This is a genomic window from Streptomyces sp. NPDC002574 (assembly GCF_042889545.1).
GTDB lineage: Bacteria > Actinomycetota > Actinomycetes > Streptomycetales > Streptomycetaceae > Actinacidiphila.
In genome coordinates this window covers 14571-39904 of record NZ_JBIARB010000004.1, presented here as the reverse complement: position 1 = coordinate 39904, position 25334 = coordinate 14571, and the positions used below count along the sequence as shown (strand labels likewise).

Sequence of the window (25334 nt, the reverse complement as noted above, 5' to 3'; positions counted from 1 at the left end):
GGCCCGCCGACCGCGAGGTCCTGGCTGATGACGCTGGCACACGGCCCCGGGCCGCTCATGGTGGCAGTGGTGATGATCGCGGGCATCCTCATTGCCGGTTTCGTCATCCCGACCACGCAGCACCTCGCGTCCCTGATGGCCGTCGTCCCCGCGACGACGGCGGCTCTGGCGGGACCGCGGCTGACCACGGTGATCGCCGCTCTGTCCTGTGTCGCCGCCTTCGCGCTGGACGCCCACGACGACCTCCTGCACACCTCGATCCCCGCCGTCCACCTGGCGGAGATCGCGCTGATCTCCGCGTTCGTCATCGCCTCGCGGAGTATCCGTGACCGCAGCGTGCGGGAGCTGACCGAGGTACGGATCGTCTCCGACACCATCCAGCGCGTGCTGCTGCGACCGCTGCCCGCGCACCTGGGGCATCTTCGGATCCGGGCCACGTACCACGCCTCGCACCCGCACGCGCAGATCGGCGGCGACCTCTACGCGGTGTCCAAGTGCGCGGCCGGGGTGCGCATCCTGATCGGCGACGTCAGGGGCAAGGGCCTGCCGGCGGTCGAGGACGCGGGGGCGCTGCTGGGCGCCTTCCGTACCGGTGCCCGCAGGATCCGGTCGCTGCAGGAGTTGATGGCCGAGCTGGAGTTCAGCGTGCGCAGCCACTTCGAGGAGGCGGGCCTGTCGGACGCCGACGCGGTGGAGCGTTTCATCACGGCCCTGCTCATGGAGGTGCCGGACGAGGGCGACACGGTCCATGTGGTCAACTGCGGCCATCCGCCGCCGTACCTGGCCCTCGGGGCGGACACCCTGCTGCTGGCGCCCACGGCGCCGTCTCCCCCACTGGGCCTGGGCAGCCTGAGCCCCGGCGACTACCCGGTGGACGTGTTCCCCTTCTCCCGCCGGGCGACGCTGCTGCTCTACACCGACGGTGCGATCGAGGCCCGCAACTCCGACGGCCAGTTCTACGACCTCGGGGCGCACGTCGCCGCCTGGCCGCGCTCCCAGCCGGAGGACCTGCTGCGGCACGTACTGGACGGCCTCTCCCGCCACGTCGGCGGCGGCCCCATGGAGCTCGACGACGACATCGCGCTGATCGCCGTCCAGTACGGCGACGACCTGCCCGCCCCCGCGGCCGCGCCGGCCGCCGAGGCCCTGGCCGAGGGCCGCGCGTCGTTCAGCCGTCCTGACGTCCGGGCGGTTCCTCGGCGGGGAACAGGACCGGGCTGATCAGGTGCCGGGTCCGGTCCGGGGCCGGGCCGTGTCCCAGACGCGGGAGGAGGACGGCACGCATCTCCTCGATCATCTCGGCGCGTTCGTCCTCGCTGAGCCAGACGGCGTGCTGGCGGTACCCGACGGCGTCGGCGGCCGGGTCGGCGCCGTCCCGGTCGAGGTAGGCGTTGAACTCGGCGAGCAGGGTCGCCATGGCCACCGCGAAGATCCGTCGGTGGTCGTCGCGGCCGACGGACGCGGCCGTCTTCGCGTCCACCACTGCGCGGGCGCGGTGCAGCCGGTAGCGGCGCTCGACGGCCCCGCGCACCCGCTGCTCGCCCTCGACCTCCAGCAGGCCGCCGTCGGCCAGGAGGCCGACGTGCCGGTAGACGGTGGCCTTGGAGACGTCCGGGAGCAGGCCGCACAACTGTGTCGTGGTGAGCGTCCGGCCGCCCGACAGGGCGTGCACGATGCGGAGCCGCACCGGGTGCAGGAGCAGATCGACCGGTTCCATGGACACACGATCTCACGTCCGATACCTTTCTCAAAGTTGAGAATGATGGGGAGGGAGACAGCCCGCATGACACAACGAGCGCACGGGACAGCGGCCGGTCCGGAGGACGCGGCCGGTCCTGGGCCCGCCGTGGTCCGGCAGCCGCCGCTGGGACGGTTCCACGAGGTCGCCGGACGCCGGCTCCTGCTGCACCGCTCCGGCAGCGGGGGTCCGGCCGTGGTGCTGCTGGCCGGCGCCGGCATGGTCGGACTGGACTACCTCAACCTCCACGACCGCGTCACCGGCTCGACCACCTGCGTCCTCTACGACCGCGCGGGCACCGGATGGAGCGCGTCGGTCCCCCTGCCGCGCACGGCGTCCGAGGTCTCCGGCGAACTGCACGACCTGCTGCGCACGGCGGGCGTACCGGGCCCCTACCTGCTGGTCGGCCACTCCCTCGGGGCCGCGTACGCACGCCATTTCGCGCACCGGTTCCCCGGCGAGACGGCGGGCCTGCTCCTGCTGGACCCGTTCCACGAGGACATGTACGCCCAGGCGCCGCGGGAGGTCCGCGAGAAGCTGGAACGGATGAAGGAGGCGGAGCTGCCGGAGGCGACGCAGGAGCAGATCGACCGCTCCCGCGAGGTGCTGGCCGAGCACTTCGCCGCCTGGCCGCCGGGCGTACGGGAAGCCCTCGCCGAGTACCACCTCACCGCGTGGCGGACCGGGTGGGTGGAGGACGGGAATCTGCACACCGTGGTCGCCGACGAGCTCCGGCGGGCGCGCGATCTCCCGGACGTGCCGCTGACCGTCCTCTCGGCCATGGGCGTCGACCCGACGCAGGCAGCCCTGTGGACGGAGCGGACGGTGCGGGACATGAACGCCGCCAAGCTCGGCCTGCACGCGGGGCTCGCCGCGTCGGTGCCGCGCGGCACCCATCGTGTCGTCGACGACGCGGGGCACGGATGGCTCCACGAGGAGCGCCCGGACGCCGTGCTCGACGCGATCGGGGAGCTCCTGCGCCTCGCGTCCCGCTGAGCCCGCGCGGCCGGCCGCGTCACCACCGGTGAGCGCGCGGACGCGGACGGGCGGCCGCATGGCACACCGGCCACGGACGACCGTGGAGCCGCTCCCCGGGACCGTGCCGGGCGGGAGACCGAAACGTCCTGGCCGGAAGGACGGGCCGCGGCCCCCGGCACGTGCCAGGATGACCGCGTGAGTGCCTTCTCGTCCCTGCGGGCATCGGGGCAGACGCCGCGCAGTCCGGGCACGTCCGCCCCGCTGCTGCGGTTCCTGCGGACCGAGACGGCCAGCGCGGCCTATCTGCTCGCCGCCACGATCCTCGCCCTGGTGTGGGCGAACGCGGCGCCCGGCAACTACGCCTCGGTCTGGCACACCCATCTGTCGCTGACCCTGGGGTCCCACGGGGTGTCCCTGGACCTGCGGGAGTGGGTCAACAGCGGCCTGATGACGCTGTTCTTCTTCATCGTGGGCCTGGAGGCCCGGCGCGAGTTCGACCTCGGCGAGTTCCGCGAACGCATGCGGATCACCCTGCCGACGGCCGCGGGGCTGGCCGGGATGCTGCTGCCGCTCGCCATCTACCTCGCGGTCACGCACGGCAGGCACGGCGCGAGCGGCTGGGGCACCGTGATCTCCACGGACACCGCTTTCGCGCTGGGGATGTACGCCCTGGTGGGACGGCGGCTGCCGGTCGCGACCCGGGCCTTCGTGCTGACCACCTCAGTGGTCGACGACTTCGTCGCGCTCGCGGTCATCGCGATCGCCTACACCAGCGGCGTGTCCTGGCCGGCGCTGTTCGCCGCGATCGGCCTCTTCGTCGCGGGCACCCTGATCGGCAACTACGTGGTGCGCCTCTGCGGCGAGTGGCGCGGCGTCGCGTACGCGCTGACCGGCGTCGCCGTCTGGTTCGCGATGCTGGAGTCGGGTGTGGACCCGGTCGTGACCGGCCTGGCGCTGGGCCTCATGGCGTGCGACTACCCGGCCCGCGGCGAGGACCTGCGCCGGGCAAGCCTGCTCTACCTGCGCTTCCGGGAGCAGCCGACGCCGGGCCTGGAACGCTCGGCGCGCCGCGGTCTGGCGAGGTCGGTGTCACTCAACGCACGGCTGCAGCAGCTCTTCCACCCCTGGACCAGCTATGTGATCGTCCCCGTGTTCGCCCTGGCCAACGCGGGCATCACCGTGAACTCCTCCCAGCTGTCCGCGGCCTTCACCTCCGCCATCACCCTGGGCATCGTCGCCGCCTATGTGATCGGCAAACCGCTCGGCATGGTGGGCGGCTCCGCGCTGACGACGTGGCTGAGCCGGGGACGGCTGCGCCCCCCGGTCGGCTGGGGCGCTGTGACGGTCGGCGGGGCCATCTCCGGCATCGGCTTCACCATCGCCCTGCTCATCGCCAACCGGGCGTTCGAAGGCCGGCAGCTCGCCGAGGCCAAGATCGGCATCCTCTGCGCCGTTCTCCTCTCCTTCGTCCTGACCTGGCTCGTGACCCTCGTACTGGCCCGGCTGCCCCGGGCCCGGCGGCGACGGGCGCTGCTCGGCAAGGCGGAGCAGTTGGAGGACCTGGCCGAGCCCGTGGACCCCGAGCGCGACCACATCCGCGGTCCCCATGACGCCATGGTCACCGTCGTCGAGTACGGGGACTTTGAATGCCCCTACTGCGGGGAGGCGGAGCCGGTCATCCGCGACCTGCTCGCGGACTTCGGCGACGTCCGGTACGTCTGGCGCCATCTGCCGCTCTCCGACGTGCACCCCAACGCCGTGCTCGCCGCCCGCGCCGCGGAGGCCGCCGCGGTCCAGGAGCGCTTCTGGGAGATGCACGACCAGCTCTTCGCCCACCCCCAGTCCCTGGACGGCCAGGGCCTGGTCCGGCTCGCCGGCGCGATCGAACTCGACATGGAGCGCTTCCGCCGCGACCTGGACGCCCGCCCCGTCGCGCTGCGAGTGGCGGAGGACGCCGAGTCCGCCGACCTCAGCAACGTCTCGGGGACGCCGACGTTCTTCATCAACGGCCGCCGGCACTACGGCGCGTACGACATCGAGACGCTGTCGGCCGCGGTGCACACCGCTCTGGAGCGCGCCAAGACCCTCCGTCACTACTGAGGGGAGCGTCCGGGACCGGTCCCCGGGTGGTCCGCCTCGTACGGGTCGGCCGGGGCGCCCTCCGGGGCTTCCCGCTCCAGTTCCCGCCTGGCGGCCAGCAGTTCCTCGCGGACCTCGGCGCCGACCGTCGGGTACTGGGGGTCGATCTCCATCAGCGTGTGCGCGAGCACGGCCGCCGCGCAGATCCGCGCGAACCACTTGCGGTCCGCGGGCACGACGTACCAGGGCGCCCAGGTGGTGCTGGTGGCCGACAGCATCTCGGAGAAGGCCTTCTGGTAGTCGTCCCAGTGCCGCCGCTCCCGGACGTCGGCGGCGGAGAACTTCCAGTTCTTCTCCGGCAGGTCGATCCGCTTCAGGAAACGGGCGCGCTGCTCCTCCTTGGAGAGGTTCAGGAAGACCTTGACCACCTTGAAGCCGTTGTCCGTGAGGTAGCGCTCCCAGTCGTTGATCTCCCGGTAGCGGCGCTTCCACAGCGCCTTGCCGTGCGGGGCGCCGGGCAGCCGCTGCCGGTCGAGGACCTGCGGGTGCACGCGGACGACGAGGACCTCCTCGTAGTGCGACCGGTTGAAGATCGCGATGTCCCCGCGGGCGGGCAGCCTGCGGGCATAGCGCCACAGGTAGTCGTGGTCCAGTTCCTCGGCGGAGGGCACTTTGAAGCTGCTGACCTTCACCCCCTGCGGATTGACGCCGCTCATGACGTGGCGGATCGTCCCGTCCTTGCCGCCGGCGTCCAGCGCCTGGAGGCACAGCAGGACTCCGTAGGTGTCCTGGGCGGCCAGCCGCGCCTGGTACTCGGCGAGCAGCGCCACACCGGCCTTGAGCAGTTCCACGCCCTCCGGTTTGGTCAGGTGGGCCTTGTAGCGCGGGTCGAAGTCCTCGGCCAGGTCCACCTTCGACCCCGGCTTCACGCGCAGCGGCTCGATGAACTCCGCAATGCGCCGGGCACTCGTGTCGGCCATCGCGGCCACCCTTCCCTTCCCGCTCCCCGTCCCCCGGCGGGCACCGGCAGGCGTCACGGGGAGTACCGCAACGCTCCGCCGGTGCGCCGGCCGCGTCAACCGCACCACGGCCGTTCGCCTGACCCGCCGGGCGCCGGTCAGACGGCCGGTGCCGGCCGCACGGCGGCGGTCCCGGGGGCGGTGCGGGTCTCCACCCAGGAGCGCAGGGCGACGCTGCTGGCGTGGTCGCGGTGCCGCAGCCCCGTCAGGTCCAGTTCGACCGGACGGTGCGCGGGCAGGGCCTCCAGGACGTCGAGCATCTTCGGCAGGCGCAGGAAGGTGGCGTTCCCGCTGAGCCGCACGGTGATGGCGCCCTGGCCGCGGTCGGTGACGGCCACGTGCACCTGCGACATCTCCCACGCGGTCTTGGCGACGGCGAGCCCCAACCCGATGAGGACGCCCTCGAACATGTTGACCGTCACGATGGCCGTGACGGTCACCGCCAGTACGACGGCCTCGCCCCGGTGCGCGGGCCACAGCGCCCGCAACTGGGCGACCGGCAGCAGTTTGACGCCAGCGTGCACCAGGACACCGGCCAGGGCGGCGAGCGGGATGTACCCCAGGACGGCCGGCAGCAGCGCGGCGAACAGCAGCAACCACACGCCGTGCAGCACACGGGAGGCCTTCGTGCGGGCCCCGGCGTGCACATTGGCCGAGCTGCGCACGATGACGGCCGTCATGGGGAGCGCCCCCAGCAGACCGCACACGGTGTTGCCCGCGCCCTGGGCCATCAGTTCCTTGTTGTAGCGGGTGCGCGGGCCGTCGTGCAGCCGGTCCACCGCAGCCGCGCTGAACAGGCTCTCCGCGGAGGCGATCAGTGTGAACGCCACCACGGTGCCGAGCACTTCGAGCGAGGCGAGGCCGCCGAGCGTATCGGCGCCGGGCAGCCGCAGCGCGTCCAGCACTCCCCGCACCTGGACGGACTTCAGCGGCAGGTGGAGCAGCGCCCCGGCCGCCGTGGCGCAGGCGACCGCCACGAGCGCCCCCGGCACCACCCGGGCCCTGGCGGGCAGCCTCTGCCACAGCACGATGACCGCGATCGTCCCCACCCCGACGGCCAGGGCCGACAGCGCCCGCGGTTCGGTCGCCACATCGACGACCAGGCCGGGCAGACCCGTCAGTTTGCCGGGGCCGGAGGCGGGTGCCTCGTGGTCGGCCATCGCGTACAGCTGCCCGACGATGATGATCAGGCCGATGCCGCCGAGCATCCCCTCGACCACCGACACCGAGATGGCCCGGAACCACCGGCCCAGGCCGGCCGCGCCCAGGACGAGTTGCAGCACGCCGGTGGCGAGGACGACGACGCCGAGCGCCGCCACACCGTGCTCCCGCACGGCCTCGTACACGAGCACGGTGAGGCCCGCGGCCGGCCCGCTGACCTGGAGGCTGCTGCCCGGCAGCAGGCCGGTCACCAGGCCGCCCACGATGCCGGTGACCAGGCCCAGTTCTGCGGGGACGCCGGAGGCGACGGCGACGCCCACGCACAGCGGCAGGGCGACGAGGAAGACGACGAGCGAGGCGGTGAGGTCGGTGCGCAGGACGCGGGTGACGGACTGGACGGCAGGAGGCATGGCGTGCACCTTCGTTGCGGATCGCGGACAGGGGGCGCCCGGCCCACGAGGGCCGGGCGGACCGGGGACGGGCCACGTCCCCTGCGCGGGGGCGAGCGGCCCCTGCCCTGTCAGCAGCGCGGAACGGGCGGCGCCGAGGGAGCGTTCGGCGGTTGGGCGGCGGCAGTGGCGGCACGGCACGCACCGCCGTCCGGCGCGGCCGCCCGGGCACGGTCGTCGTGCGTCACGGCCGTCGCGAAGTCGCGTACGGCGTGCCCGTACCGGGAGTGCGGGGCGCCCACACGGCAGGAGCCGGGGCCGCCCCCGTGGTGCCCGCTGTCGGCCGGGACGGCCAGTGCCCGGAGGGGAGCGCACGCGGGCGCGGCGCACCGGCCGGTCCCGGGGGAGGCCGCGTGCGCGCCGGCGGGCGTGAGGGCCGCGTGCAGGAGCGCGAACAGGGCGACCAGGACCGCCGCGCACCACATGCCGCGCCGCGTGGGGCGGCGGGTGCAGGCGTCAGGCCGCATGGGGACCCCCTTGAGTTCCTCCTACGAGGGAACCTCCCGACCCCGCGAAACCCGGGCCGCCCGGGGCGCGGGTCCGCGCGTTTCACCCGCAATGGTGAACGCCGCGGTCACCGCCCGGCGTCCCCCAGGGCCTGCTCCGCCCAGATCGTCTTGCCGGTGTCCGTGTAGCGGCTCCCCCAGCGGCTGGAGAGCTGCGCGATCAGGAACAGGCCGCGCCCTCCTTCGTCGGACAGGCGCGCCCGGCGCAGCCGCGGCTGGGTCTGGCTGGCGTCGGACACCTCGCAGACCAGGTTCTCGTCGCGGATCAGGCGCAGGCCCACGGGGGCGCCGCCGTAGCGGATGGCGTTGGTGACGAGTTCGCTGGTGATCAGCTCGGTGGGGAACGCCAGGTGCGTCAGGTTCCAGTGCTCCAGCTGCGCCTCCACCGCCGTGCGGGCCTCGGCGACCACCGCGGGGTCGGCGGGGAACCGCCAGGTGGCCACGGCGTCGGGGGGCAGCGGCCGCATGCGCGCGACGAGCAGGGTCACGTCGTCGTCGGGCGGCTCGGGGAGCAGTTCGTCCAGGAGCGTGCGGCCGGTGCGGGTGGGCGTGGCGCTCTCCGCGGCGTCGGTGGAGAGCACGGCGCGCATGCGGGCCAGCCGCTCCGCCGGGGTGCCGTCGGGCTGCGACAGCAGCGGCAGGTTGTAGAAGGCGAGCATGCTGCCCGGCGGGATGTCGAACCCCACGGGCTCGAAGGGCAGGCTGTCCACCCCGAGCGGTGGCCCGGGCTTGACGTCGACGACCTCGGCGGGGGCGCCGGGAGCGGCGAAGACCGGCGGCGGATGCCCGGCGCTGGCCATGTCGCAGCGGCCCGCCACGGGGTCGTACACGCAGTACAGGCAGGTCGCCCCGGTCGCCGGCGGCGGTGCGTCCCCGGGTCCGTCCTCCGGCGGCAGGTCCAGGTCGCCGAGCCGGACCACCAGGTCGTCCAGATGGGCGAGGAGTTCGCCCGGCGACAGGTCGAGGTCGCCCAGCGTCTGCACGGCGGTGCGGAGCCGGCCCATGGTGGCCGCTGCGTTGAGGCCATGGCCGGTCACGTCGCCGATGACGAACGCCAGCCGCGAGGAGGACAACGGGATGACGTCGAACCAGGCGCCGCCGACGCCCTCCGTGCTGCCGGCCGGGACGTAGCTGCCGGCGGTCCGCGCCGCGCGGGTCTCGGTGACGGCCGGCGGCAGCAGGCTGCGCTGCAGTGCCTCCACGGTGCGGTGCTCACGGGTGTAGCGGCGGGCGTTGTCCAGGCCGAGGGCGGTCCGCGAGGCGATCTCCTCGGCGAGGGCCGCGTCCCCTTGGCCGAACGGGGCGACGTCGCGGGTGCGCCACAGCATCAAGGTGCCCAGCACCAGGCCGCGGGCGCTCAGCGGCACCACGAGGAACGAATCGGCGGCCTCCGGCAGCAGTACTTGGGCCTCTTCCGAGCGGAGACCCGGGCCGGCCCGCCACTGGTCCAGGTGCGGCAGGAGTCCGGCCGTGCCCCGGCGGACGTGCTCCGCCGCCACGCCCGGCACCTCGAACGTGGCACCGAGCGGGTGGATGTCGGGCGGCCAGCGCCCGTCGGAGGAGGCCACCGCGACCCGCTGGAAGCCGGCCCCAGGTCCCGCCTCGCCGGGTTCCTGTCCGATCAGCACACCCTGGGTGAGGTCCACGGCCGCCAGGCTGGCGAAGCCCCTCGAGATCAGGACGTCCGCGAGCTCCCGGGCGACGGTGGGGACGGCCAGGCTGCGGCCGATCCGTTCGGCGGCGGCCTGCAGCAGTGACATGCGCTCACGCGCCGCGTGTTCCTGCGTGACATCGGTGAAGACGACCGCGACACCGATGGGGCGGCCGGTGGACGCGTTCAACCGGAAGGCGGAGAACGACAGCGCCCGCTCCTGCTCCGGCGCGCTCCGCAGCCGAGCGCTGTGCACCCAGTCGACCATCGGCTCCCCCGTCTCCGCGACCCGCCGCAGTTGCGCGCGCACCGCCTCGGCGTCCGGGGGGATCAATTCGTCCTCGACACCGCGGATGAACGCCTCCGCCGTGTTGTCGGCCACCGGCACATGGCCCAGGGTGTGCGGGGCGAGGTTGAGGCGGGTCGTGGTCAGATCCATGCCGTGGATCGCGAGTCCCACCCGCTGCTGCCGGAACAGGGCCCTGACCAGTGCCTGGTCCTCCTGGCGGCGGACGGCGAGCGACAGGGGCGTGATGTTCACGACGAGTCCCTCGCCGCCGGGCGCCAGCATGCGCCGCGACTCCATGCACACCATGACGGTCGTTCCGTCCCCGCGGCGCAGCTCCAGATCGCCGTGCGACCCCGCCAGGGGCCACAGACCGGGGTCGGCGAGCAGGTCGGCGACCGGGTGGCCGCAGAGGTCCTCGGGCCTCAGACCGGTGAGTTCGCGCACCGCGTCGCTGCACATGACGACGCTGCCGTGCCCGTCGACCACGAGCACGGCGCCGCTGTCGTGCGGCGTCTCGAGATTGCGGAGGTCGGTGTGGTGCGTGCTCACCCATGCGCCCGCTTTCCTGGACTTCCCTCCCATTCAAACCCCCGGGTGCCACCGGGCGCAGCGCGGCGAGGTCGGCGGTGCCCGGGGAAGCGCAACGGTCGTGGACGACCGGGGAGCGCAGAGCGGCCGTTGCACGCCCCCGCGCCGGGCCGTCGGATCCTCCGCACCCGTTCTCCACAGCGGTGGATCCGCCGTCGTCCCTCCCCCACTCCATGGTTTCCGGGGCACTTCGACAGCGCGGTTCGTACGGAACGTCAACCTCCGGCACCGGGTGTCCCGCGCCGGGGGGCGCGTGGTCGCACGGCAGGGTGCACCAAGGGCGCAGCCGTATGCAGAGAGCGCACGGAGGCCTACTGTGCGCACATGCCAGCAACCCCGCTAGAGCGCGCCGAGTACTTCGTGTGGCTGACCGCACGCGTGCTCGACCAGCGCAGGTTCGCGTACCACTTCAGGAACGGGCCGGCGGACGCGGTGGAGTCCGCGCTGACCGCGTACCGCAACGACGACGAGGGATTCGGCCACGCGCTGGAGCCGGACCTGCGCGGCCCGGTCAGCCAGCCGCTGCACGTCGCCCGCGCCCTGCGCGTGCTCGACGAGATCGGCAGGTGCGGCAGCCAGCGCGCCGAGCGGATCTGCCGCTACCTGACCGCCGTCTCCACCCCGGAGGGCGCACTGCCGGCGGTGCACCCCTCCGTGCGCGGCTACCCCGTCGCCCCCTGGCTGCCGGTGGTGGACGACCCGCCGGGCGACCTGCTGACCACCGCGCCGGTGGTCGGGACGCTGCACCGCAACGGGGTGTGGCACGCCTGGCTGTTCCGGGCGACGGACTTCTGCTGGGAGGCGATCGACGCGCTGGACAAGACCCATCCCTACGAGGTCGTCGCGGCCCTGGCCTTCCTCGACCACGCGCCGGACCGGATGCGGGCCCGGGAGGCGGCCGCGCGGCTGGGGCGCCTGGTGCGCGAGCAGCGCCTCGTCGCGCTGGACCCGCGGCGCGCGGGGGACGAGCCCGTCCCGTCCGGCTACGCGCCCGGCGAGCACCACTTCGCGTACGACTACGCGACCGGCCCGGACTCGCTGGCCCGCCAGTGGTTCTCGGACGCCGAGACGGACGCGGCACTGGACTTCCTCGCGGCGCAGCAGCAGGAGGACGGCGGCTGGCCGATCCGGTGGCACGCGTGGGCTCCCGGGACCGCGCTCGAGTGGCGGCCGGTCGTCACCGTCGACGCGCTGCGCACGCTGCGGGCCTACGGCCGGTCCCTGGACGGCTGAAGGGTCCCCGGCCCCCTCAGCCCGCCGCGGCGGCGTCGCGCAGCAGGAGCGCGGCCAGCGCCAGGGCCGTGCCGTGGGGCGTGGCGAGGTCGAGGCCGGTGAGTTCGGTGATACGGGCCAGCCGGTTGTCGACGGTGTTGGGGTGCAGGCCCAGCTGCCGGGCCGTGCTCCGGCGCTCCTGCCTGCTGCCCAGGTACGTGCGCAGGGTCTCCACCAGGTCCGGCCGCCCGGTGATCGGGTCGAGCAGCGCCGCGATCCGTTCCCCGCTGCCGTCGCGGTGCGCGAGGTGGTACTCGAGCAGGACGTCGTCGAGCCGGTGCAGTCCCGCCGCGAGTCCCCCGGCCCGGGCCACCCGAAGGATCTCCGAGGCCGTGCGGGCCGCCCCGGCGATCGCGCCCGGATCCGCGGCGGGCACGACGGCCACCCGTATCTCCGGCGAGCAGGCGTGCCGCAGCCGCGCCAGCAGGTCCTCGTCGGTGCCGTGCGACACGGCGTGGCCGGGCACGACCGCGTGACCGCCACCGGTGTCCAGCACGGCAGGCACGTCCGTCCCGTACGTCCGGTCGAGCGCCGCCTGCACGCGGCGCAGTTCCCGCCGCACCGCCAGGGGAGCGCGCACCGGGCCGTCGCCGGGCGGCAGGCGCAAGGCCAGCACCAGGGCGCCGTCCGCCAGGCCGAGCCGGGCCGCCGGGAAGTGGTCGGCGGGGAGCGAGCCGTCGAGCAGCGCCCGCACCAGGGAGCGGTCGCGTTCGCGCTCCTCGGCCGCCAGGGCGGCCCGTTCGTCGACGTACGTCTCGGACACCGCGCCCACCAGGTACTCCTGGGCGGCGAGCAGGAACCCCGCCAGCTCGATCAGCGCGTCCTCCTCGCCGGGCCGCGCGGCGGCGCGCAGCGACCGCCACAGGGCGTGCGTGCCCTGCAACTGGCCGCGGAGCAGGAGGTGCAACGGCAGCCCGTCGTCGGCGTGCTGGGCGGCGCGTTCCCGCAACAGGCGCGTGTCGCCGCGGTCGCCGCGTACGGCGCGCCGGATCAGCCAGCGCAGCCCGTGCCGCGCGGCCGCCGCGATGCGGGGGTCCTTCACCTCCGGTGCGAGGTCCGCGAGCACCGGGGGGCCGGTCAGGGCGGCGTCGGTGATCCGGGCGAGATCGCCCGCCTTGGACTCGCAGCGCGCGGCGAGAGCACGGGCCGCGTCGGAGAGGACCGGCAGGGCGTCGGCCCCCATCGTCCCCACCCCCACTTCCGCAACGGTTGTGACGGGTCACCCTAACGGGTCACCCCGTGACGGCCCGCAGCGATCCCGTCACCACGACCGCCACCGCGACGACCACGAGGAAAGGCGCGCGGAGCACCAACGCCACCGCGGCCGCCGCCAGTCCGGCACCGCGCGCGTCCAGCACCAAGGTGCGGCCCTCACCGAAGGTCTGCAGTGCCGTCAGCGCCGCCAGCAGCGCGATGGGCAGCAGTGCGGCCAGCCGCCGCACCAGGGGGCGTTCCAGGAAGCCGGCCGGAACGGAGAGACCGAGCAGTTTCACGGCGTAGCAGCCGAACGCGGTGGCCGCGATGGCGATCCAGGTGCTCAACGCACGTTCTCCTTGCGGCGGGTGGTGACCAGGACGAGGGGCGCGGCGAGCGCCGCGACCAGGATCGGCACACCGGCCGGCAGCAACGGCAGGCCGACCAGCGCGAGGAGAACCGCGACGGCCGCCGTGGCCCGTTCGCGGCGGCCCCGCAGCATGGGCGCGAGCAGCGCCAGGAACACCGCGGGGCCGGCCGCGTCCAGGCCCCAGTCGGCCGGGTCGCCGAGTGCGGCGGCGCCCAGGGCGCCGCCGAGCGTCGTCAGGTTCCACAACGCGTAGAGGCAGGCGCCGGTGACGGTGAATCCGAGGCGGGCGCTCGCCCGGTCGGGCTGGGCGAGCGCCACGGCCGAGGTCTCGTCGATCACCCACTGCGCCGCCAACGGGCGCAGGGCGCGCGGCAGCCCGAGCAGTCCGGACAGGCGGAGCCCGTAGAAGGCGTTGCGTATGCCGAGGAAGAAGGCCCCCGCCGCGGCCGCGTAGGCCCCGCTGCCCGCTCCCAGTGCGCCGACGAGCGCGAACTGCGAGGCGCCGGTGAAGACCAGCAGGCTGAGCGCGCAGGTCTGCAGCAGGCTCAGCCCGGCTCCGGCCGAGGTCACGCCGAAGGCGAATCCGGAGAGCCCCACCGCGACGCCCACTCCCAGGGCGTCGCGGACCACGGCCGGACGCGGCCGGCCGGAGCGCGCGTCCTCGGGGGCGTTGTCTGTGTTATCTGCGTTGTCTGTGTTGTCTGCGTTTTTGGTGTTCCCGGCGTTCCCGGTCTCGGTGTTCTCTGCGTCCATGGGTGCTGCGGTCACCCGGACGACGTTAGGCGGCGCCCTGGGAGCCGTCTTGTACGTTATTGCGCTCCCGCCGGTAGGCGCCGGGCGGTACACCGACGATGCGCGTGAAGTGCCGGTTCAGGTGCGGCTGGTCGGTGAAGCCGACGGCCACGGCCGCCGCGGCCGGCGCCGTTCCGGCGTCCAGGAGACGGCGTGCCCGGCGCACCCGCGCGTCGGTCAGCCAGGCGTGCGGCGGCATCCCGTACAGGTCGCGGAAGGCACGCAGCAGCGAGAAGGGGCTCGTGTCCAGGGCCGCCGCGAGCTCCGCCAGGGGCGGCGGATCGGCCAGCCGGTCCTCCAGCAGCTCCCGGGCGCGCTGCGCATTGCGCGCCCCGGCCGTCAGCGGCGTCCGCGCCGCCATCGTGCCGCCGTGGTCCCGCAGCAGGCGCGCGATGACCAGCCGCATCATGGTGTCGGCGGCGAGGGCGTTGTGCGCCTCGGCCGCCCGCAGCACCTCCGTGACCAGGCGCACCGCCTCCGGGTCCTCGGCCACCGCTGTCGCGAAGCGCGGCGTCCCGCGGATCACCGTCGTCTCCGCGGCCACGTCGGCGACCACGTCCACCCCGGGGTAGATCACGCTGTACGCCCACCCCTCCGGCACTCCGGCGTAGCCGGTGTGCACCACGTCCGGATTGACCAGCGCCAGCGCCCCCGGCCCGGCCCGCTCGACCGTGCCGTGGTGCTGGAAGGCCTCGACGCCCTTGGTGATGCCCGCGATCACGAACGACTCGTGCGTGTGCCGCACGAACGTCTTGCGCACGTACCGCGCCCGCAGCAGATCGACGTCCGGTAACCCCGGATGCCGCCAGTGCCGCGCCCGTTCCTCCCCTGCCATGTCCCCATTCTGCGCCGCCCCGGCCCCGGATCCTGCGGGCGACCGCAGCAGCAGTCACGTGCGCCGCACACATCGCATCCACCCCAGCCGCCACAGGCCGTCTGGCCACCGGTTCGGGCGGACGAGGGCGCGTTGTCAGTGGTCCGAGGCAGGATGGAAGGCATGTCGCGACGGAACAACGGGGGCGCACCGGAGGAGGCGGACACGGCCGGGGCGCTCGACGGATTCTCACCGGCCACGCGGGCGTGGTTCACGGGTGCCTTCCACGCGCCCACAGCCGCGCAGGCAGGGGCGTGGAAGGCCATCGCCGGGGGCTCCGACGTCCTCGTGGTGGCCCCGACGGGCTCCGGGAAGACCCTCGCGGCGTTCCTCGCCGCCCTCGACGGCCTGGCGTCGACACCGCCGCCCGCCGAACCCAAGCGCCGTTGCCGCGTGCTGTACGTCTCACCGCTGAAGGCCCTCGCCGTCGACGTCGAGCGCAATCTGCGCAGCCCGCTGACGGGCCTGCGGCACGAGGCGGTCCGCCTGGGGCTGCCGGAGCCCGAGGTGCGGGTCGGCATCCGGTCGGGCGACACCCCGGCCGCCGAGCGGCGGGCGCTGGCGACGCGGCCGCCGGACATCCTGATCACGACGCCCGAATCGCTGTTCTTGATGGTGACCTCCTCGACGCGGGACGCGCTGCGGGGCGTGGAGACCGTGATCCTCGACGAGGTGCACGCCGTGGCGGGCACCAAGCGCGGCGCGCATCTGGCGTTGTCCCTGGAGCGCCTGGACGAACTGCTGGAGCGCCCCGCCCGGCGCATCGGCCTGTCCGCGACCGTGCGCCCGGTGGACGAGGTGGCGCGCTTCCTGTCCCCGCAGCGCAAGGTGACGGTCGTGCAGCCGCCCTCGCAGAAGGAGTTCGACCTGTCCGTGGTCGTCCCGGTCGAGGACCTGGGCGAGCTGGGCGGTTCCCCCGCCTCGGAGACCGACGACCCGCGCCCGTCGATCTGGCCGCACGTGGAGGAGCGGATCGCCGACCTGGTGCAGAGCCACCGGTCCACCATCGTCTTCGCCAACTCCCGGCGCCTGGCGGAGCGTCTGTGCAACCGGCTGAACGAGATCGCCTACGAGCGCGCCACGGGCGAGCCGCTGCCCGAGGGCGCGCCACCGGCGGAGATCATGGCGCAGTCCGGCGCCGCCCACGGCGCGCCGCCGGTGCTGGCACGGGCACACCACGGCTCGGTCTCCAAGGAGCAGCGCGCCCTGGTCGAGGAGGACCTCAAGGCGGGCCGGCTCCCGGCCGTCGTGGCGACGTCCAGTCTGGAACTGGGCATCGACATGGGCGCGGTCGACCTGGTCGTCCAGGTGGAGTCGCCGCCCTCGGTGGCCTCCGGGCTGCAGCGCGTCGGCCGCGCCGGGCACCAGGTGGGGGCGGTCTCCACGGGAGTGGTGTTCCCCAAGTACCGCGGTGACCTGGTGCAGTCGGCCGTCGTCACCGAGCGCATGCGGGAGGGCGCTATCGAGGCGCTGCGCGTCCCGGCCAATCCACTGGACGTCCTGGCGCAGCAGCTGGTCGCGATGACGGCGCTGGACACATGGGACGTGGACGAGCTGCTGGCGGTGGTGCGCCGGGCCGCGCCCTTCGCGGCGCTGCCGCACTCCGCGTACACCGCCGTGCTGGACATGCTGGCCGGCCGCTACCCTTCGGACGCCTTCGCCGAGCTGCGGCCGCGCCTGGTCTGGGACCGGGTGGCGAACACGGTCACCGGCCGCCCCGGCACGCAGCGCCTGGCGGTGACCTCGGGCGGCACGATCCCGGACCGCGGCCTGTTCGGGGTGTTCCTCGCGGGCGCCGACCCGAAGAAGGGCGGCGGCCGGGTCGGGGAGCTCGATGAGGAGATGGTCTACGAGTCCCGGGTCGGGGACGTCTTCACCCTGGGCACGACCTCCTGGCGCATCGAGGACATCACCCGTGACCGGGTGCTGGTCTCCCCCGCGCCCGGCGTGCCCGGACGGCTGCCGTTCTGGAAGGGCGACCAGCTCGGCCGTCCGCTGGAACTGGGCCGGGCGGTGGGCGCGTTCCTGCGCGAGGTCGGCCGGCTCGACCCCGCCAAGGGACGCGAACGGCTGTCCGCGGCGGGCCTGGACCCGTTTGCCGTCGACAATGTGCTGGCCTATCTGGACGAGCAGCGCCGCGCCTGCGGCCATGTGCCGGACGACCGCACGATCGTGGTCGAGCGCTTCCGCGACGAGCTCGGCGACTGGCGCGTGGTGATCCACTCGCCGTTCGGCGCCCAGGTGCACGCGCCGTGGGCACTGGCCCTGGGCGCCCGCCTGGGCGAGCGGTACGGCTTCGACGCGCAGGTGATGCACGCCGACGACGGCATCGTGCTGCGCCTGCCCGACGCCGACCTGATGGGCCTCGACCTGCTGGACGTGGACCCGGCCCGCCAGGGTGCCGAGTTCGACACCGAGCAGTCCCCGGTGGGCGCCGCCGACGTGGCCTTCGACAAGGGCGAGGTCGAGCAGCTCGTGACCGATCAGGTGGGCGGTTCCGCGCTGTTCGCCTCCCGCTTCCGCGAGTGCGCGGCCCGCGCCCTGCTCCTGCCGCGCCGCGACCCGGGCAAACGCACCCCCCTGTGGCAGCAGCGGCAGCGCGCCGCGCAACTGCTCCAGGTCGCCTCGGAGTTCGGCTCCTTCCCGATCGTCCTGGAGGCGGTCCGCGAGTGCCTGCAGGACGTCTTCGACGTCCCCGGTCTGGTCGAGCTGATGGGCGACATAGAGTCGCGCAAGGTCAGGCTGGTCGAGGTCACCACCCCTGAGCCGTCGCCGTTCGCCAAGTCGCTGCTCTTCGGCTACGTCGCGCAGTTCCTGTACGAGGGCGACTCCCCGCTCGCCGAGCGGCGCGCCGCGGCACTGTCCCTGGACTCCCATCTGCTGGCGGAGCTGCTGGGCCAGGCCGAGCTGCGCGAACTGCTCGACGCCGACGTGATGGCGGAGCTGGAGCGGGAGTTGCAGTGGCTGACCGAGGAGCGCCGGATCAAGGACGCCGAGGGCGTCGCCGACCTCCTGCGGGTGCTCGGGCCGCTCGACGACGCCGAGCTGGCGGCCCGCGGCGCCGACCCGGGCTGGGCGGGCGACCTGGAGACCGCGCGCCGCGCCATCCGCGTGCGCATCGCGGGCGCCGACCGCTGGGCGGCCGTGGAGGACGCCGGGCGCCTGAGGGACGCGCTGGGGACCGCGCTCCCGGTCGGCGTGCCGGAGGCCTTCACCGAGCCCGTCAAGGACCCGCTGGCGGATCTGCTGGCCCGTCACGCCCGTACCCACGGCCCCTTCACCTCCGCGGAGGCGGCGTACCGCTTCGGCCTGGGCACGGCTGTCGCGGACGGCACCCTGCACCGTCTGGCCGCGTCCGGGCGCGTGGTCCAGGGCGAGTTCCGCCCCGGGGGCGCCGGGCACGAGTGGTGCGACGCGGGCGTGCTGCGCCGGCTGCGCCGCCGGTCCCTGGCCGCGCTGCGGCACGAGCTGGAGCCGGTGCCACCGGCCACCCTGGCGTCCTTCCTGCCGCAGTGGCAGCACGTGGGCACCCACGGCCTGCGCGGCCTGGACGGGCTGGTCCGGGCGGTGGAACAGCTCCAGGGCGCGGCCGTGCCCGCGTCGGCCCTGGAGAAGCTGGTGCTCCCGGCCCGGGTCACCGGCTACACCCCGGCGATGCTGGACGAACTGACCTCGGCCGGCGAGGTGGTGTGGTCGGGGGCCGGCGCCCTGCCGGGCAAGGACGGGTGGGTGTCGCTGTATCTCGCGGAGACCGCGCCCCTGTTGCTGCCCGAACCGCAGCCCCTGGAGCTCTCCCCGCTCCATCACGCCGTCCTGGACGCGCTGTCGGCCGGCTACGGTCTGTTCTTCCGGCAGATCGCCGAACAGGTGCGGGCGGCCGGGCACGAACCGAGCGACCCCGAACTGGCCGAAGTGGTCTGGGATCTGGCCTGGTCGGGCCGGCTCACCAACGACACCCTCTCGCCGTTGCGCGCGCTGCTGGGCTCGGGCCGCACGGCGGGCTCGACCGCCCACCGGGCACCCCGCGCCGTCCCGCGCGGCCGTTACGGGGGCCTCACCGGGCGTACCGGCGGAGTGCCGCGCGCCACGGCGTCCCGCGGCGGCCCGCCGACCACGGCCGGCCGCTGGTCCCTCGTACCGGCCCTGGAGACCGACCCCACCCACCGGGCGCACGCCCTGACCCACACCCTGCTGGACCGGCACGGCGTCGTCACCCGCGGCGCGGTGGCCGCCGAGGGCGTCGAGGGCGGATTCTCGGCCGCCTACCGGGTGCTGGCGGCCTTCGAGGAGACCGGGCAGGCCCGCCGCGGTTACGTCGTGGAGGGCCTGGGCGCCGCCCAGTTCGCCATGGACGGCGCCGTGGACCGGCTGCGCGCCATCAGCAACGCCCGCGACCGCGAGGAGGGCCGCCGCGAGAAGGCCCGTACGGTCGTCCTCGCCGCCGCCGACCCCGCCAACGCCTATGGCGCCGCCCTGCCGTGGCCCGAGCAGCCCACCGGGGTGACCCACCGGCCGGGCCGCAAGGCGGGCGCACTCGTCGTGCTGGTCGACGGCGAACTCGTGCTCTATGTGGAGCGCGGCGGGAAGACGCTGCTGGCCTGGGCCGAGGACGAGGAACGCCTCCAGGCGGCCGCCGACGCCCTGGCACTCGCGGTACGGGACGGGGCGCTGGGCCGTCTGACGGTGGAGCGCACCAACGGCGAGCCGGCCCTCACGTCCACGCTCGGCAGCGCCTTGGAGGCGGCGGGATTCCACGCCACGCCCCGCGGCCTGCGGCTGCGGGCCTGACGAGGAGGCGGCGTCGTGCCCGAGGGAGACACGATATGGCTCGCCGCGCACCGCCTGAACGGCGCGCTGGCCGGGAGGGTGCTGCTCCGCAGCGACCTGCGGGTGCCGCGGTTGGCGACCGCCGATCTGTCGGGCCGGCGGGTCGAGGAGGTGGTCGCGCGCGGCAAGCATCTGCTCGCCCGGGTCGAGGGCGGCCTGACCCTCCACTCGCACCTGCGCATGGAGGGTTCCTGGCAGGTGTACGGGCCGGGCGAACGCTGGCGGGGCGGCCCCGACCACCAGGTCCGTGCCGTGCTGGCCAACGCCGAACAGGTGGTGGTGGGCTACCGGTTGCCGGTGCTGGAGTTGCTGCGGACCGCCGAGGAGGACAGGGCGGTCGGCCACCTCGGCCCCGATCTGCTCGGCCCGGACTGGGATCCCGTCGAGGCCGCCTACCGGCTGGGGGCGAACCCGGACCGCCCGGTCGGCGAGGCGCTGCTGGACCAGCGCAACCTCGCGGGCATCGGCAATGTCTACAAATGCGAGTTGTGCTTCCTGCGCGGTGTCACACCGTGGACGCCGGTCCGTGACGTCCCGGCGCCCGAGCGGGTCGTCGACCTGGCACAGCGGCTGCTGGAGGCCAACAGGACCCGGCACGGCCACATCACCACCGGGGACACCCGCCGCGGCCGCACCCACTGGGTCTACGGCCGGGCCCATCAACCCTGCCTGCGCTGCGGCACCATCATCCGCGTCGCCGACCAAGGCCCGCGCGGCCAGGCCCGGGTGACCTACTGGTGCCCTCGCTGCCAGGTCGGTCCGGCCCCCCAGGCAGCTGTCCGTTCCGGCTCCCGCGCGTACTGACACAGTGTCAGTTCCCGTTGCGCCGGGGTCACACGGTGCGGCGGACGCCGGAGCGCGCCGCGCCCCCGGGCCGCCTGGGCGACCCGGGGGACGTGACGCACACTGTGCTCCTCCCGGCTTTTCCCGGTTCCCCTGCCTGTGACGGCTCAGCCCTCACGGCGGGCGAGATTCACTCGCCTGACGGCGGAGTCGTCGTGCCCTGGCAGGGAGTGGCTGCGCGGCCCCGGCACTCTCCCCCATGGCCATCTGCCCATGGGGGCGCCGTCCTCACGAACGGGCGCCACCGCGCCGTCCGGTCCCCGTGACCACCTGGCCGAATGCATCGGGATGATGCTCAGGCCCCAGCCGCCGGCTGCGACGAGACCTTCGAAGGGACCTGCCTGGGCGGGCTGGACGGTGAGCCGGACCATGGCCCACCACCACAAGGCGCCCGCGACGAAAGCGATGACCCAGCGGACGGGCCGCCGGGCCCACAGCTCCTGAAACAGCCGAATGACGCACATGGCCGCCTCCTTCGGAGCCCCGAGGTTGCGGCGGGAATCACCAGGGCCGAACGCCCGGGCTTTCCCCGTACAGAAGTGCGATCCCCGTCCGTCAAGATCCCTAGACCTCCGCCGTCCCACCTCGCACGACGTTCACTCCACTGGCGTACACGCACGGCTACTGCCTGCAACGATCCCGGGGCCCAGGTCAACTGCGGGCGACCGTCACCGAGCGCGAGCGTCAGGCGTTCTCGGCCTGGAACATCCAGTGGTGCTTCTCCAGCTCGGCGGCCAGGCCGATCAGAATGTCCTGGCTGACGGGGTCGGCCTCCCCGGTCGACTCGATGCCGGCCCGGACCCGCCGGATCACCGACCCCAGAGCCGCGATCATGACGTCCACGACCTCGCCGTCCTTGATCCAGCCGTCGTGCACTTCGTGGACGACGCTGGTCTCGGCCACCGTTCCGGCCCGGCCGTCCGGCGGCACGCCGATCGCGGCGGACCGCTCCGCCACGGTGTCCGCGTAGGTCCGGGCGGTGGTGACCACGTCGTCGAGCTGGAGGTGGACGGAGCGGAAGCGGGGGCCGTGGACGTTCCAGTGCACCTGCTTCGCGACCAGCGACAGGTCGATCAGATCCGCCACGGTGTGCTGCAGTGCTTCGCCCACGGTCGTGCGGGCTTCCTCGGACAGGGTGCTCTTCACAACGACGCTCGTCATCCGTTCTCCAAGGTCGGTCGGGTCGGGCACGGAAGATCGCCTCGACGGCGACTCCCGTACGCCTTCCCCCGCCCCGCGGGCACACGCGCCCCACGAGCGACCATGGGGACATACGTCGGCGGACGCCAACACCCGCGGGGGGAACGGCAGTCCACCCCGGGTACGGGCAGGGCGGGCGCAAGAGCGAGGCCCCGGCCGGTGATCCACCGGCCGGGGCCTCGTCCCGGAACTGCTTGTGTCGCTCCTCAGGCCGCGACGACGTCCACGGCCTCGGCGGGCGCCTTCGGCGCCTTGATGGTGACCCGCTCGTCCGGGCGACCGGACGGAACGGACGGAACCGCGCCCAGCAGCGGCCGCATAGGCGCGGCTGCCGATCCGACAGCAGCCGACTCGGAGAGCTCGGCAAGTGCCAAATCGTCGCTGACCTCCCGCATCACCTCGGACATCGGGACGTCCAAGGCGTCACAGATCGCGGAGAGCAGTTCGGAGGAAGCCTCCTTCTGCCCCCTCTCGACCTCCGACAGGTAGCCCAGGGAGACCCGGGCGGATGAGGAGACCTCACGCAGGGTGCGGCCCTGGCGCTGGCGCTGCCGACGCAGCACGTCACCGAGCAGGCGACGGAGCAGAATCATCGGTGGCTCCCTCCTCGGACCGCGAATTCGCAACCTTCTTGCCCCACCGTACCGCCTCCGGCGTCGGCCGTGCGGGGAGCGATGACGTGTTCACTCAGGGCTGCAAACATCCCTTCCCCCCACTCTCTTCCCTACCCTTGGCCGCCGCGGATTCGTCAGGTGTTCTCCCGATCGTCACCAGGCTCTGGTGCAACAAGGTGAGCACGGCGTCCACGGTGGAGATACGGATGGCGGTGCGGTCCCCGTTCAGCTGCAGTTTCTCGCTGATCGTCCCCCCGGGCCCGGCGACCGCCACGTACACCGTGCCGACCGGTTGACCGTCCTGCGGATCGGGGCCGGCGACCCCGGTCGTCGCCACCCCCCAGTCGGCGCGCAGCACGCGCCGCACGCCCTCCGCCATGCCTCGCGCGACCCCCGCGTCGACCGCGCCGCGTTCGGCCAGCAGCGCCCCGTCCACGTCCAGCACGTCCCGCTTGAGTTCCGTGGCGTACGCGGTGACCGAGCCCCGGAAGGCCCGGGAGGCGCCCGGCACCGAGGTCAGCTCGGCGGCGACCAGCCCGCCGGTGAGCGATTCGGCGACCGCCAGGGTCGCGGAGCGGCGCACGAGCAGCTCCAGGACCTCGGCGGCGGCGTTCACGCGTCCTGCCCCGGCTCCCCCGCGGACCCGGTCGGCCCGGGCTCCCGGACCGTCACGGCCTCCACGGCGGCCCTGGCGACCGCCGCCCGCCGCGCCGCCAGTCCGGCCCTGCGCATCACCACGGCCTGCCGCACGTAGTCGAGGCCGGTGACGACGGTGAGGAACACCGCGGCGCCCATGAGCACCGCCCGGATCGTGGCCAGCGGCCCGGTCAGCACCAGGATGTACATGCCCACGGCGACGCCCTGGGTGAGCGTCTTGAGCTTGCCGCCGCGGCTGGCCGGGATGACGCCCCAGCGGATGACCCAGAAGCGCATGAGCGTGATGCCGAGCTCGCGGAAGAGGATCACCACCGTGACCCACCACGGCAGGTCCCCCAGCGCCGACAGCCCGACCAGCGCGGCGCCCATGATCGCCTTGTCGGCGATAGGGTCGGCGATCTTGCCGAAGTCGGTGACCAGGCCGTAGCGGCGGGCCAGCTCGCCGTCGAAGAGGTCGGTGATCATCGCGATGGCGAACGCGGCCCACGCGAAGGAGCGCCAGGCCGGGTCGTGCCCGTCGCCGTGCAGGAGCAGCACGACGAAGCCGGGCACCAGCACCAGCCGCACCATCGTCAGGACGTTGGCGATGTTCCACACGCTGGGCTTGGCCACGACGGCGGCCGCAGGCGCCGGAGCCGGCGCCGCGGGACGGTGGTTTCCGGCGGCGGACGCCGGTACTCCGGTCATCTGCCCGTCTCCTCCGTGCACAGCGGCTCGGCGACCAGGTCGACGCCTTCGGTGTCCACCACCTTCGCCGCGACGAACGAACCGGCCACCAGGCCCTGCGACGAGGTCAGGATGATCTGGCCGTCGGTCTCGGGCGCCTGGTGCGCGGCGCGGCCCACGGCGCCGTCCTCGTCGTCGACGGACTCGACCAGCACGTTCACGGTCGAGCCCAGGCGTTCCTCGGCGCGCTGCGCCGTCAGCTCCTCGGCGAGCCGGGAGACCCGCGCCAGCCGCTCGGCGACGACGTCCTCCGGCAGCTTGTCCTCGTACCCGGCCGCCTCGGTGCCCTCCTCGTCGGAGTAGCCGAACACGCCGATGGCATCGAGCCGCGCGCCGCTCAGGAAGCGCTCCAGCTCCTCCAGGTCCGCCTCGGTCTCGCCCGGGAAGCCGACGATGAAGTTCGAGCGGACACCGGCTTCGGGCGCCTTGGAGCGGATGGTGTCCAGCAGCTCCAGGAAGCGGTCGGTGTCGCCGAAGCGGCGCATGGCCCGCAGCACCGTGGGCGCCGAGTGCTGGAAGGACAGGTCGAAGTAGGGCGCCACCTTGGGCGTGGAGGTGAGCACGTCGATCAGGCCGGGGCGCATCTCGGCGGGCTGCAGGTAGCTGACCCGGACCCGCTCGATGCCCTCGACGTCCGCCAGCTCGGGCAGCAGCGTCTCCAGCAGCCGGATGTCGCCGAGGTCCTTGCCGTAGGAGGTGTTGTTCTCGCTGACGAGCATGATCTCCTTGACGCCCTGCCCGGCCAGCCACCGCGTCTCGCCCAGCACGTCCGAGGGGCGGCGCGAGACGAAGGAGCCGCGGAAGGACGGGATCGCGCAGAACGAGCAGCGCCGGTCGCAGCCCGAGGCCAGTTTGACGGAGGCGACCGGGCTGGTGTCCAGACGGCGGCGCAGCGGGGCGCGCGGCCCGGAGGCGGGCGCCAGGCCGTCGGGGAGGTCCGCGGGGGCGGAGGCGGCCGCCTCGGCGTCCTCCGCGGCCTGGGAGTGCCCGGGCAGCGCGACGGTGGTGACCGCCTGCCGTTCGGCCGGGCTGATCGGGAGCAGCTTGCGCCGGTCCCGGGGGGTGTGCGAGGCGTGCACACCGCCGGAGAGGATGGTCTGCAGCCGGTCGGAGATGTTGCTGTAGTCGTCGAAGCCCAGCACGCCGTCGGCCTCGGGCAGCGCGTCGGCGAGCTCCTTGCCGTACCGCTCGGCCATGCAGCCGACCGCGACGACGGCCTGCGTGCGGCCGTGGGCCTTGAGGTCGTTCGCCTCCAGCAGGGCGTCGACGGAGTCCTTCTTGGCGGCCTCGACGAAGCCGCAGGTGTTCACTACGGCGACATCGGCTTCGGCGGCGTCCTCGACGAGCTGCCAGCCGTCCGCCGCCAGCCGGCCGGCGAGTTCCTCGGAATCCACCTCGTTGCGGGCGCAGCCGAGCGTGACAAGGGCGACGGTACGGGGTTCGGACATAGGCTCAGCCTACTTTGTCCCTGACGGGGCTCTGACGCGCTGCGGCGCCCGGCCCGGGG

General features: G+C 73.9%; 20 protein-coding genes. 6 read left to right on the top strand and 14 right to left on the bottom strand.

Features of this window, described 5'->3' with window-relative positions; all coding sequences use genetic code 11:
• Positions 1-27: 27 nt before the first annotated feature.
• Positions 28-1221 carry a PP2C family protein-serine/threonine phosphatase gene (locus ACFYXS_RS10075; RefSeq protein WP_389245908.1) on the top strand — a complete coding sequence of 398 codons (1194 nt, stop codon included), beginning with the start codon at positions 28-30 and terminating at the stop codon, positions 1219-1221.
• On the opposite strand, the gene ACFYXS_RS10070 is transcribed toward ACFYXS_RS10075, so the two are convergent.
• Complete coding sequence (locus ACFYXS_RS10070) at positions 1169-1717, bottom strand: helix-turn-helix domain-containing protein (RefSeq protein ID WP_389245906.1); 549 nt, start codon at positions 1715-1717, stop codon at positions 1169-1171. The two genes, ACFYXS_RS10075 and ACFYXS_RS10070, sit on opposite strands and share 53 nt — an antisense overlap.
• Positions 1718-1783: 66 nt before the next feature.
• On the opposite strand from ACFYXS_RS10070, the gene ACFYXS_RS10065 reads away from it, so the two are divergent.
• Positions 1784-2734, top strand: coding sequence for an alpha/beta fold hydrolase (locus tag ACFYXS_RS10065; protein ID WP_389245904.1), 951 nt, complete (start codon positions 1784-1786; stop codon positions 2732-2734).
• Positions 2735-2911: 177 nt separating this feature from the next.
• Positions 2912-4816: a Na+/H+ antiporter NhaA gene (locus tag ACFYXS_RS10060; protein ID WP_389245901.1), complete on the top strand. Its 1905-nt coding sequence runs from the start codon at positions 2912-2914 to the stop codon at positions 4814-4816.
• Here the strand turns inward: ACFYXS_RS10060 and ACFYXS_RS10055 are convergent.
• The 4 genes from ACFYXS_RS10055 to ACFYXS_RS10040 all read right to left on the bottom strand — a co-directional run bounded on the left by ACFYXS_RS10055 (position 4810) and on the right by ACFYXS_RS10040 (position 10419).
• Positions 4810-5775 carry a polyphosphate kinase 2 family protein gene (locus tag ACFYXS_RS10055; RefSeq protein ID WP_389245899.1) on the bottom strand — a complete coding sequence of 322 codons (966 nt, stop codon included), beginning with the start codon at positions 5773-5775 and terminating at the stop codon, positions 4810-4812. The two genes, ACFYXS_RS10060 and ACFYXS_RS10055, sit on opposite strands and share 7 nt — an antisense overlap.
• Before the next feature lie 137 nt (positions 5776-5912).
• On the bottom strand, positions 5913-7385 hold the full coding sequence (locus ACFYXS_RS10050) for a SulP family inorganic anion transporter (protein ID WP_389245897.1): 1473 nt from the start codon (positions 7383-7385) through the stop codon (positions 5913-5915).
• A gap of 110 nt (positions 7386-7495) precedes the next feature.
• On the bottom strand, positions 7496-7891 hold the full coding sequence (locus tag ACFYXS_RS10045) for a hypothetical protein (RefSeq protein ID WP_389245895.1): 396 nt from the start codon (positions 7889-7891) through the stop codon (positions 7496-7498).
• 107 nt (positions 7892-7998) lie between these two features.
• Complete coding sequence (locus ACFYXS_RS10040; RefSeq protein WP_389245893.1) at positions 7999-10419, bottom strand: SpoIIE family protein phosphatase; 2421 nt, start codon at positions 10417-10419, stop codon at positions 7999-8001.
• Between the two features lie 363 nt (positions 10420-10782).
• Here ACFYXS_RS10040 and ACFYXS_RS10035 point away from each other — a divergent pair, with 363 nt between their 5' ends.
• On the top strand, positions 10783-11691 hold the full coding sequence (locus tag ACFYXS_RS10035; protein WP_389245891.1) for a hypothetical protein: 909 nt from the start codon (positions 10783-10785) through the stop codon (positions 11689-11691).
• A gap of 16 nt (positions 11692-11707) precedes the next feature.
• Here ACFYXS_RS10035 and ACFYXS_RS10030 read toward each other — a convergent pair whose 3' ends face one another.
• The 4 genes from ACFYXS_RS10030 to ACFYXS_RS10015 are packed head-to-tail and all read right to left on the bottom strand — an operon-like array spanning position 11708 to position 14921.
• Positions 11708-12913, bottom strand: coding sequence for a PucR family transcriptional regulator (locus ACFYXS_RS10030; RefSeq protein ID WP_389245889.1), 1206 nt, complete (start codon positions 12911-12913; stop codon positions 11708-11710).
• Between the two features lie 49 nt (positions 12914-12962).
• Positions 12963-13271 carry an AzlD domain-containing protein gene (locus ACFYXS_RS10025; RefSeq protein ID WP_319659220.1) on the bottom strand — a complete coding sequence of 103 codons (309 nt, stop codon included), beginning with the start codon at positions 13269-13271 and terminating at the stop codon, positions 12963-12965.
• Entirely contained in the window at positions 13268-14062 is a 795-nt protein-coding gene (locus ACFYXS_RS10020; RefSeq protein WP_389245887.1) for an AzlC family ABC transporter permease, read from the bottom strand. Before ACFYXS_RS10020 ends, ACFYXS_RS10025 begins: the two co-directional genes overlap by 4 nt.
• Before the next feature lie 10 nt (positions 14063-14072).
• On the bottom strand, positions 14073-14921 hold the full coding sequence (locus tag ACFYXS_RS10015; protein ID WP_389245885.1) for an AraC family transcriptional regulator: 849 nt from the start codon (positions 14919-14921) through the stop codon (positions 14073-14075).
• A 162-nt stretch (positions 14922-15083) separates the two neighbouring features.
• On the opposite strand from ACFYXS_RS10015, the gene ACFYXS_RS10010 reads away from it, so the two are divergent.
• Positions 15084-19748 (top strand): ATP-dependent helicase, encoded by a 4665-nt coding sequence (locus ACFYXS_RS10010; RefSeq protein ID WP_389245883.1) that lies wholly within the window; start codon positions 15084-15086, stop codon positions 19746-19748.
• Positions 19749-19763: 15 nt separating this feature from the next.
• Positions 19764-20591 carry an Fpg/Nei family DNA glycosylase gene (locus tag ACFYXS_RS10005; RefSeq protein ID WP_389245881.1) on the top strand — a complete coding sequence of 276 codons (828 nt, stop codon included), beginning with the start codon at positions 19764-19766 and terminating at the stop codon, positions 20589-20591.
• Positions 20592-21314: 723 nt separating this feature from the next.
• Here the strand turns inward: ACFYXS_RS10005 and ACFYXS_RS10000 are convergent.
• The 5 genes from ACFYXS_RS10000 to rimO form a co-directional block, all read right to left on the bottom strand.
• Positions 21315-21791 (bottom strand): Dps family protein, encoded by a 477-nt coding sequence (locus ACFYXS_RS10000; RefSeq protein WP_389245879.1) that lies wholly within the window; start codon positions 21789-21791, stop codon positions 21315-21317.
• A 245-nt stretch (positions 21792-22036) separates the two neighbouring features.
• The gene (locus ACFYXS_RS09995; protein WP_389245877.1) at positions 22037-22423 is read right to left on the bottom strand and encodes a helix-turn-helix domain-containing protein; all 387 of its coding nucleotides are present in this window, start codon (positions 22421-22423) and stop codon (positions 22037-22039) included.
• Between the two features lie 94 nt (positions 22424-22517).
• Positions 22518-23060, bottom strand: coding sequence for a CinA family protein (locus tag ACFYXS_RS09990; protein ID WP_389245875.1), 543 nt, complete (start codon positions 23058-23060; stop codon positions 22518-22520).
• Positions 23057-23788, bottom strand: coding sequence for a CDP-diacylglycerol--glycerol-3-phosphate 3-phosphatidyltransferase (pgsA, locus tag ACFYXS_RS09985; RefSeq protein WP_389245873.1), 732 nt, complete (start codon positions 23786-23788; stop codon positions 23057-23059). The genes ACFYXS_RS09990 and pgsA overlap by 4 nt, the downstream gene beginning before the upstream one ends.
• Positions 23785-25275: a 30S ribosomal protein S12 methylthiotransferase RimO gene (rimO, locus tag ACFYXS_RS09980; protein ID WP_389245871.1), complete on the bottom strand. Its 1491-nt coding sequence runs from the start codon at positions 25273-25275 to the stop codon at positions 23785-23787. Before rimO ends, pgsA begins: the two co-directional genes overlap by 4 nt.
• Positions 25276-25334: the final 59 nt, after the last annotated feature.

What these genes read in the sequence shown, in the direction of transcription:
- ACFYXS_RS10075 (WP_389245908.1), top strand. Translation starts at nt 28, where the DNA reads ATGACGCTGGCACACGGCCCCGGGCCGCTCATGGTGGCAGTGGTGATG.
- ACFYXS_RS10070 (WP_389245906.1), bottom strand. Translation starts at nt 1,717, where the DNA reads ATGGAACCGGTCGATCTGCTCCTGCACCCGGTGCGGCTCCGCATCGTG.
- ACFYXS_RS10065 (WP_389245904.1), top strand. Translation starts at nt 1,784, where the DNA reads ATGACACAACGAGCGCACGGGACAGCGGCCGGTCCGGAGGACGCGGCC.
- ACFYXS_RS10055 (WP_389245899.1), bottom strand. Translation starts at nt 5,775, where the DNA reads ATGGCCGACACGAGTGCCCGGCGCATTGCGGAGTTCATCGAGCCGCTG.
- ACFYXS_RS10050 (WP_389245897.1), bottom strand. Translation starts at nt 7,385, where the DNA reads ATGCCTCCTGCCGTCCAGTCCGTCACCCGCGTCCTGCGCACCGACCTC.
- ACFYXS_RS10045 (WP_389245895.1), bottom strand. Translation starts at nt 7,891, where the DNA reads ATGCGGCCTGACGCCTGCACCCGCCGCCCCACGCGGCGCGGCATGTGG.
- ACFYXS_RS10035 (WP_389245891.1), top strand. Translation starts at nt 10,783, where the DNA reads ATGCCAGCAACCCCGCTAGAGCGCGCCGAGTACTTCGTGTGGCTGACC.
- ACFYXS_RS10030 (WP_389245889.1), bottom strand. Translation starts at nt 12,913, where the DNA reads ATGGGGGCCGACGCCCTGCCGGTCCTCTCCGACGCGGCCCGTGCTCTC.
- ACFYXS_RS10015 (WP_389245885.1), bottom strand. Translation starts at nt 14,921, where the DNA reads ATGGCAGGGGAGGAACGGGCGCGGCACTGGCGGCATCCGGGGTTACCG.
- ACFYXS_RS10010 (WP_389245883.1), top strand. Translation starts at nt 15,084, where the DNA reads ATGTCGCGACGGAACAACGGGGGCGCACCGGAGGAGGCGGACACGGCC.
- ACFYXS_RS10000 (WP_389245879.1), bottom strand. Translation starts at nt 21,791, where the DNA reads ATGACGAGCGTCGTTGTGAAGAGCACCCTGTCCGAGGAAGCCCGCACG.
- ACFYXS_RS09995 (WP_389245877.1), bottom strand. Translation starts at nt 22,423, where the DNA reads ATGATTCTGCTCCGTCGCCTGCTCGGTGACGTGCTGCGTCGGCAGCGC.
- pgsA (WP_389245873.1), bottom strand. Translation starts at nt 23,788, where the DNA reads ATGACCGGAGTACCGGCGTCCGCCGCCGGAAACCACCGTCCCGCGGCG.
- rimO (WP_389245871.1), bottom strand. Translation starts at nt 25,275, where the DNA reads ATGTCCGAACCCCGTACCGTCGCCCTTGTCACGCTCGGCTGCGCCCGC.